This window comes from Pigmentiphaga soli, from assembly GCF_039541095.1.
GTDB lineage: Bacteria > Pseudomonadota > Gammaproteobacteria > Burkholderiales > Burkholderiaceae_B > Pigmentiphaga > Pigmentiphaga soli.
The window spans coordinates 40,570-47,198 of the sequence record NZ_BAABFO010000035.1 but is presented as its reverse complement, the minus strand read 5'-3'; the positions used below and the strand labels follow the sequence as shown (position 1 = coordinate 47,198).

Below are 6,629 nucleotides of genomic sequence, written 5' to 3'. Positions count from 1 at the left end.
AACCGCACCACAGGCTCGGCGGGACGAACCTTCAACGGCGCCAGAAACGCCTTCAGCTTGGAACGCATCTTCGAGGACACCAAGGAAGGCTATTACGAGACCCTGGAAGCCAGTTCGCAGGGATGGCACCAGGGGCAGCACGACGTTAAGCCCTGGCTCGACTACTTCTGGGGCGCCTTGTTGCGGGCCTACCGTGAGTTCGAGGAGCGTGTCGGCACCATCGAACGTGGCCGTGGCAGTAAAGGCGACCGGGTGCGTGCGGAAGTCCTGGGACGCACTCTGCCGTTTTCGATTTCCGAAATCGAAGAAGCCTGCCCGGGCGTGAGCCGAGATATGGTGCGGCTGGTACTGCGGGCGATGAAGTCAGAGGGATTGATCGAGTCCACGGGCAAGGGGCGAGGAGCGAAGTGGAAACAAGTCAAGGTAGAGGGGGAAAACTGATGCAACAGCCCCTGACGCAGTATCAAAGCCAGTATTACGCATGGCTTCTGACACGCCGCGCGGCAGGCGACTCCGTGGAGTCGCTGGCATCAACGCTGGTCGACTCGCAGGTTGATCTCAATCCGCATCAGGTCGATGCAGCCCTCTTCGCATGCCGCAAGCCTACTACCTCGCGCTGCGGCAAACCCAGGGCTCGATCCGGACCGAAACACCGGACTGGCAGCCCTGGCTGATCTTCTTCTTACGCGCGTTAGCAGAGCAAGTGCGCCGGCTCAACCGCAAGGTCGAGCGCGAAAAGTTGGTGCTTGCCGCCCTATCCCAACTGTCGCTGCAAATTGTCGAGTTCGCGCGGGAGCATGGCCGTATCACAATGGGAGAAGCGATCCGCCTGACCGGCGGCAGCCGCAACACACTCAAGCAGCATTTTCGTGTACTGGTGGAACAGGGACACCTTAGCCGGCATGGAAGCGGGCGTGGGGCTTGGTATGAAATGCGATAGCGAGGCTCAAGCAAGCCATGATGCGCCTTGAAGCGATACTTCCAACGCCGTGCCGCGTCGCATCCTTCCCGACAACGCCCCATGTCATCCATCGATCGTAGTCAGCCGCTTCTCCATCTCCCGCATCTGCTCGTACCCCATCAGCTTCATGATGTCTTCGATCCCCACCAGCAGATCCGGCCGATCGGCCGGTTCGCCGCTTTCCATCACGCCCCTCATCACCTGCAGCGCCTGCTGCATGGCGTGAATCGCCGCCGCCGGCAGCATGCGCGGCAGGCTGATGCGCTTGACGCCCAAGGCCTTCAGGCGCGGCAGCGGGATCAGCGGGGTGGTGGGCCGTTTGCGGATGCCGAAGCCCATGTTCACGCTGACGGGAATGCCGGCGGCATCGACGATGCGCTTGATGTCGTCCTCGGTGCGAACCGCGTCGGGAAACAGCATGTCCGCGCCCGCCGCCGCATAGGCCTTGGCACGGCGCATCGTGCCTTCGACGCCTTCGATGGCCAGCGCGTCGGTACGGGCGATGATGACGAAATCGTCGTCCCGGCGGGCCAGGCAGGCGGCCTCGATCTTCTTTACCATCTCGGCCTGGCTGACGACGTCTTTGCCGGGCATGTGCCCGCAGCGTTTCGGGCTGACCTGGTCCTCGATATTGATGCCGGCCACGCCGGCTTCCTCGAACATGCGCACGGTGTGGAACACATTGACCGGATTGCCGTAGCCGTTGTCGGCATCCGCGGTGAGCGGGATGGACACCGAGCGCGCCAGGTTGCGGCAATGGCCGACGTTTTCGGTCAGCCCCATGACGCCGATGTCGGCAATGCCGAGCAGCGCGTTCGAGATCGCGGCGCCGCTGGTGCAGGCGGTCTTGAAGCCGGCGGCCTCGACCAGGCGGATGCTGTAGCCGTCGTACACCCCGGGGGAGACGATGAAGGCTTCGTTCTCGAGCAGTTCCCGGAATTTGCGGGCACTCTTCATGCGATGACTCCTAAAAAATCCCACGCTTTCAGCCGCCGCGGCTCGTCGTGGCCTCGGGGTAGGGCAGGTGTTCCGAGAGATGCCTGGCCGCGCGCTCGATGTGCGAGCGCATCAGCGACTCGGCCAGTCCGGCGTCGCGCGCCTTGATTGCCCGCAGTATCTGCCAGTGTTCGTCATAGGCGTCGTGCTTGCGTTCGAGCACGGTGCCGGAATGGCGGCGATAGATGCGCAGCAGGTGGTACAGGTCGCCGCACAGCGCATGGATGATCCGCTGGTTGCCGCAGGCGCGGACGATGCGCTCATGGAAATCGAAGGCGCGCGGCGCGGACCTGCCTTGCCCATTGCCGCCGCCGATCAATCTGTTCCTGCGGTCTTGCTCCAGTTCGGACAGCACCTGGGAGATTTCTTCATCGCTCATGCGGTGGGTGGCGAGATTGCAGGCCACGCCTTCCAGCGCCATCCGCATCTGGAACAGTTCAAGGGCGGACTCGGCCGATAGCGAGACGACCCGGGCCTTCTGATAGGGCTCGCGGGTGACCAGTTGAATCCCTTGCAGGCGGCGGATGGCCTCGCGCACCGGCCCGCGGCTAACGCCGAATTCCTGCGCCAGCGATACCTCGTTGATGACGCCCCCCGGCGCCAGGCGGCCTTGGTAGATCGCCTCCAGCATTTGCTGGAACACGGCCTCGGCCAATGGGCCTTGCGCATCTTCCGTGTTGAAGAAGGTCTCGACTGATTCATCCATAGTGTCAACAGTTTAGCAAAGCAGGCCGCTGAAGTGTCAACTCTTTTCCCGGACGAGTGCCGTATTCGCTAAGCCTGCCGTAAGCCTGCCTAATAAAGTGTTGACATTTGACAGGGCGGGCTCCTAACATCCGACCACGACGACCCACCGCCAAGAAAAACTCAGGCAGCAGGCTCCATTCATGATCCGCACCCTGTCCCTTCCTTCCGGACCGCACCACATTGCGGACATCTCGCAAGCGGCGGGCCGGGCCGTGTCCGACTATCCCTATGTCGTACGCGTACTTCTGGAAAACCTTTGCCGCAACCGCGCCTGGGGCCGTCCGGTAACCGAGGCGGACATCCGCGGGCTGCTCGATTGGCAGGCGCACATCGGCGCCGACCTGCCCCTGTACGTGACCCGCGTGATCCTGCCCGACTCCAGCGGCTTGCCCGTGTTGCAGGACCTGGCCGCGCTGCGCGACGCGGTCGCGGCGCGCGGCGGAGATGTCGCGGCGGTCGATACGCGGGTGCCGGTGGACCTGATCGTCGACCATTCCCTGCAGGTCGATTACTGGGGCGCCGCCGACGCCGCCGAGCGCAACCTCGCGCGTGAATTCGAGCGCAACGCCGAACGCTACCGTTTCCTGAAATGGGCCCAGCAGGCCTATGCCGGCCTGCGGCTTTTCCCGCCCGGCACGGGCATCATCCACCAGGTCAACCTGGAATACATCGCTCCGGTGATCTGCCGCGTCGAGCGTCCCGACGGCGTCTGGGCCCATCCGGATTTCGTCATCGGCGGCGACTCCCACACCCCCATGGTCAACGCGCTGGGCGTGCTGGGCTGGGGCGTGGGCGGCATCGACGCGGAAGCCGCCTTGCTCGGCCAGGCCTACTCTTTTCCGATTCCGCGGGTGGTGGGCGTGCGCCTGACCGGCCGTATCCGCCCGCCGGCGCTGACCACCGACGCGGCGCTGCTCATCACCGACACGCTGCGCCGCGCCGGCGTCACCTCCTGCGCGGTGGAATTCTTCGGCCCGGCGATCGCCTCGCTTACCGTGCAGGAGCGCGCAACCATCGCCAATATGGCGCCCGAGTACGGCGCCACCTGCGGCTACTTCCCCATCGACGGCCAGACCCTGGCCTACCTGCGCGCCACGGGCCGCTCCGACGAGCACGTCGCGCTGGTCGAGGCCTATGGCCGCGCCAACCATCTGTACCGCGACGCCGCAGACCCCACGCCGTCCTACAGCGAGATCGTCGAAATCGATCTGGACGCCGTGCTGCCCAGCATGGCGGGACCGCGGCGGCCGCAGGACCGCATGCCGCTGGCCCGGATCGCGGAAGACTTCCGGTCCCGCCTACCGCGTCCGCTGGACGACGGCGGCTTCGCCGCCGCGCAGGCGCCCGGAACCGGGGCGATGGACCACGGCAGCATCGCGCTGGCCGCCATCACCTCATGCACCAACACCTCCAACCCGGCGGTCATGCTGGCCGCCGGCATCGTCGCCCGCAAGGCGGTCGCGCGCGGGCTCCAGCCGCCGGCCTGGATCAAGCGTTCGCTCGCGCCCGGATCGCGCACCGTCACGCGCTATCTGGAAGAGGCCGGACTGCTGGCGCCGCTGGCCGCGCTGGGCTTCGACCTGATCGGCTACGGCTGCACGACCTGCGGCGGCAAATCCGGTCCGCTCCTTCCCGAGGCCGCGCGCGAGATCGAGCAGCGCGGGCTGGTCGCGGCGGCCGTGCTGTCGGGCAACCGCAATTTCGAAGGCCGCATCCACAAGCTGATCCGCGCGAACTACATCGGCGCACCGCCGCTGGTGGTGCTGTATGCGCTGGCCGGCCGCATCGACATCGACCTGGCGCATGATCCCATCGCCATCGACCCCGCCGGCGCGCCTGTCTTCTTCCATGATCTATGGCCGACGCCCGAAGAAATCGCGCAGGCCATGCCGGCCGCCACGCGCCGCGAAATCTTCGTCGACACCTACCGGACCAGCGCCGCCGGCAGCTCGCTATGGGATACGCTGGAAGCCCCGACCGGCCCGCTTTTTCCCTGGGACAGGCAGTCCCACTATCTGGTCGAGCCGCCCTTCTTCCGCCACGCCGACGCGGCAGGCGGACTGGAGCGCCTGGAGCGCGAGCTGCAAGGCGCCCGCGTGCTGGCTGCGTTCGGCGACTCGGTCACCACCGACCACATTTCCCCTGGCGGCGAGATTCCCGCCGACACGCCGGCCGGCCGCTATCTGATCGACGCCGGCGTTGCGCCCAACGATTTCAACAGCTACGTGGCACGGCGCGGCAACCATGAAGTCATGGCGCGCGCCACCTTCGCCAACATTCGCATCAAGAACCTGCTCGTGCCCGGCACCGAGGGCGGCGTCACGGTCCACTTCCCGGACCGCACGCCCTGCACCATCTTCGAGGCCGCCGGCGCCTACCGCGATGCCGGCATCGCCACCGTGATCCTGGCCGGAAAGGAATACGGCACGGGCAGCAGCCGCGATTGGGCCGCCAAGGGCTCCGCGCTGCTCGGCGTGAAGGCTGTGCTGGCCGAATCCTTCGAACGCATCCATCGCGCCAATCTGGTCGGCATGGGCGTGCTGCCCCTGGCTTTCCTGCCGGGACAGGGGTGGCGCCAACTGGGCCTGGACGGCGCCGAGAGCTTCGCCTTCCTGGGGCTGGTCGACGGCGTCATGGAGGGCGCCCCCATTACGGTGGAAGCCACGGGCCCGAGCGGCGTCATCCGCTTCCAGGTGCAGGCGCAAGTCCTGACCCAGGCCGAACGCCAGCTGATGCGGGAAGGGGGCATTCCGGCCAGCGTCCTGCGCGCCTGCCTGCACGCCTCCGGCACCGTCCCGGATTTCAACGGGGAAACGCAGCCCCGACCCTGAAGTGCAATTCAAAAGGAGACACGTGATGTCAGCACATACCATTTCGCGGCGCTGCCCGCCCCAGGGCGACGCCGGCGACATCTTTCCGTCGAACAGCCGCCGGCGCCAACTGCTGCAAATGGCTCCGGCGCTGGCCGCCGCCGGCATGGCGCCGTGGGGAAAGGTTGCCGCCGCCGCTTATCCCGACCATCCGATACGCGTCATCGTCCCGTTCGCGCCTGGCGGCGGCAACGACTTCATCGGCCGTTTCATCGCCCAGCAGCTCGGGCGCGGCCTGGGCCAGCCGGCCGTGGTCGACAACCGGGCCGGCGCGGGCGGGGTGATCGGCGTCGAAGAGGGGGCCAAGGCGCCAGCCGATGGCTATACGCTGACGCTGATCGGGCTCAGCTACGCCGTCAACCCCAGCCTGTACAAGCTGTCTTTCGATCCGGTCAAAGACATCACGCCCATCGGGAAAGTATCCGACGGCGCGCTGGTGATGGTGGTTCCGGCCTCGCTCAAGGCCCGCACGCTGCAGGAGTTCGTCGCGATGGCAAAGGCCGAGCCGGGAAAAATAAACTACGCGACCTCCGGCGCCGGCAGCATCATCCATCTGGCCACCGCCCACTTCGCGAGCCTCGCCGGCATAGACATGGTGCACGTGCCCTACAAGGGCGGCGGGCCGGCCCTGAGCGACACGCTGACGGGCCGCACGCAATTGTTCATCAGCAGCATCCCGGAGGCCCTGCCGCATGTCAAGGCGGGCAAGCTGCGCGCCCTGGCCGTCACCACCAGCACGCGCAACAACATGCTGCCGGACGTGCCCACCGCCGCCGAGGCCGGATTGGGCGGGTTCGAGGTCAGCCTGTGGAACGGGCTGATCGGGCCCAAGGGCATGCCGGCCCCGGTGGTGCGGCGCCTGAACGAGGAAATCGGCCGCGCCCTGGCCCGGCCCGACGCGGTCAAGGTCCTGGAAAACGCCGGCTATACGGCGGCCCCGGATACGCCCGAACAGTTCGGCCGGACCATAGCCGAGGGCTTGGATCTGTGGGGCCGCGTGGCCCGCGAGGTGGGCGTCAAGCCGGAGTAAGCGGCAATCGATACATCGAAGAGGA

Annotated in this window: 6 protein-coding genes; 4 read left to right on the top strand and 2 right to left on the bottom strand. The window is 66.6% G+C overall.

Annotated features, from left to right (window positions below):
• Nucleotides 1–441 (top strand): Fic family protein (locus ABD927_RS22955; protein ID WP_486357923.1); only part of this gene is annotated, 441 nt, incomplete at its 5' end.
• 151 nt (nucleotides 442–592) lie between these two features.
• Complete coding sequence (locus tag ABD927_RS22950) at nucleotides 593–940, top strand: DUF977 family protein (protein ID WP_345252216.1); 348 nt, start codon at nucleotides 593–595, stop codon at nucleotides 938–940.
• Between the two features lie 84 nt (nucleotides 941–1,024).
• Here ABD927_RS22950 and ABD927_RS22945 read toward each other — a convergent pair whose 3' ends face one another.
• Complete coding sequence (locus ABD927_RS22945) at nucleotides 1,025–1,918, bottom strand: isocitrate lyase/PEP mutase family protein (protein WP_345252215.1); 894 nt, start codon at nucleotides 1,916–1,918, stop codon at nucleotides 1,025–1,027.
• A 28-nt stretch (nucleotides 1,919–1,946) separates the two neighbouring features.
• Complete coding sequence (locus tag ABD927_RS22940; protein WP_425570350.1) at nucleotides 1,947–2,588, bottom strand: GntR family transcriptional regulator; 642 nt, start codon at nucleotides 2,586–2,588, stop codon at nucleotides 1,947–1,949.
• 256 nt (nucleotides 2,589–2,844) lie between these two features.
• Between ABD927_RS22940 and acnA the strand changes: the two genes are divergently transcribed.
• Nucleotides 2,845–5,535: an aconitate hydratase AcnA gene (gene acnA, locus ABD927_RS22935; protein ID WP_345252213.1), complete on the top strand. Its 2,691-nt coding sequence runs from the start codon at nucleotides 2,845–2,847 to the stop codon at nucleotides 5,533–5,535.
• A gap of 25 nt (nucleotides 5,536–5,560) precedes the next feature.
• A complete protein-coding gene (locus ABD927_RS22930) occupies nucleotides 5,561–6,604 on the top strand; it encodes a tripartite tricarboxylate transporter substrate binding protein (RefSeq protein WP_345252212.1) in 1,044 nt (347 codons plus the stop codon).
• The last annotated feature ends 25 nt before the right edge of the window (nucleotides 6,605–6,629 follow it).

Bases quoted from the DNA above. Each gene is read 5' to 3' on its own strand.
- ABD927_RS22950 (WP_345252216.1), top strand. From the start codon at position 593: ATGCCGCAAGCCTACTACCTCGCGCTGCGGCAAACCCAGGGCTCGATC.
- ABD927_RS22930 (WP_345252212.1), top strand. From the start codon at position 5,561: ATGTCAGCACATACCATTTCGCGGCGCTGCCCGCCCCAGGGCGACGCC.
- ABD927_RS22945 (WP_345252215.1), bottom strand. From the start codon at position 1,918: ATGAAGAGTGCCCGCAAATTCCGGGAACTGCTCGAGAACGAAGCCTTC.
- acnA (WP_345252213.1), top strand. From the start codon at position 2,845: ATGATCCGCACCCTGTCCCTTCCTTCCGGACCGCACCACATTGCGGAC.
- ABD927_RS22940 (WP_425570350.1), bottom strand. From the start codon at position 2,588: ATGCTGGAGGCGATCTACCAAGGCCGCCTGGCGCCGGGGGGCGTCATC.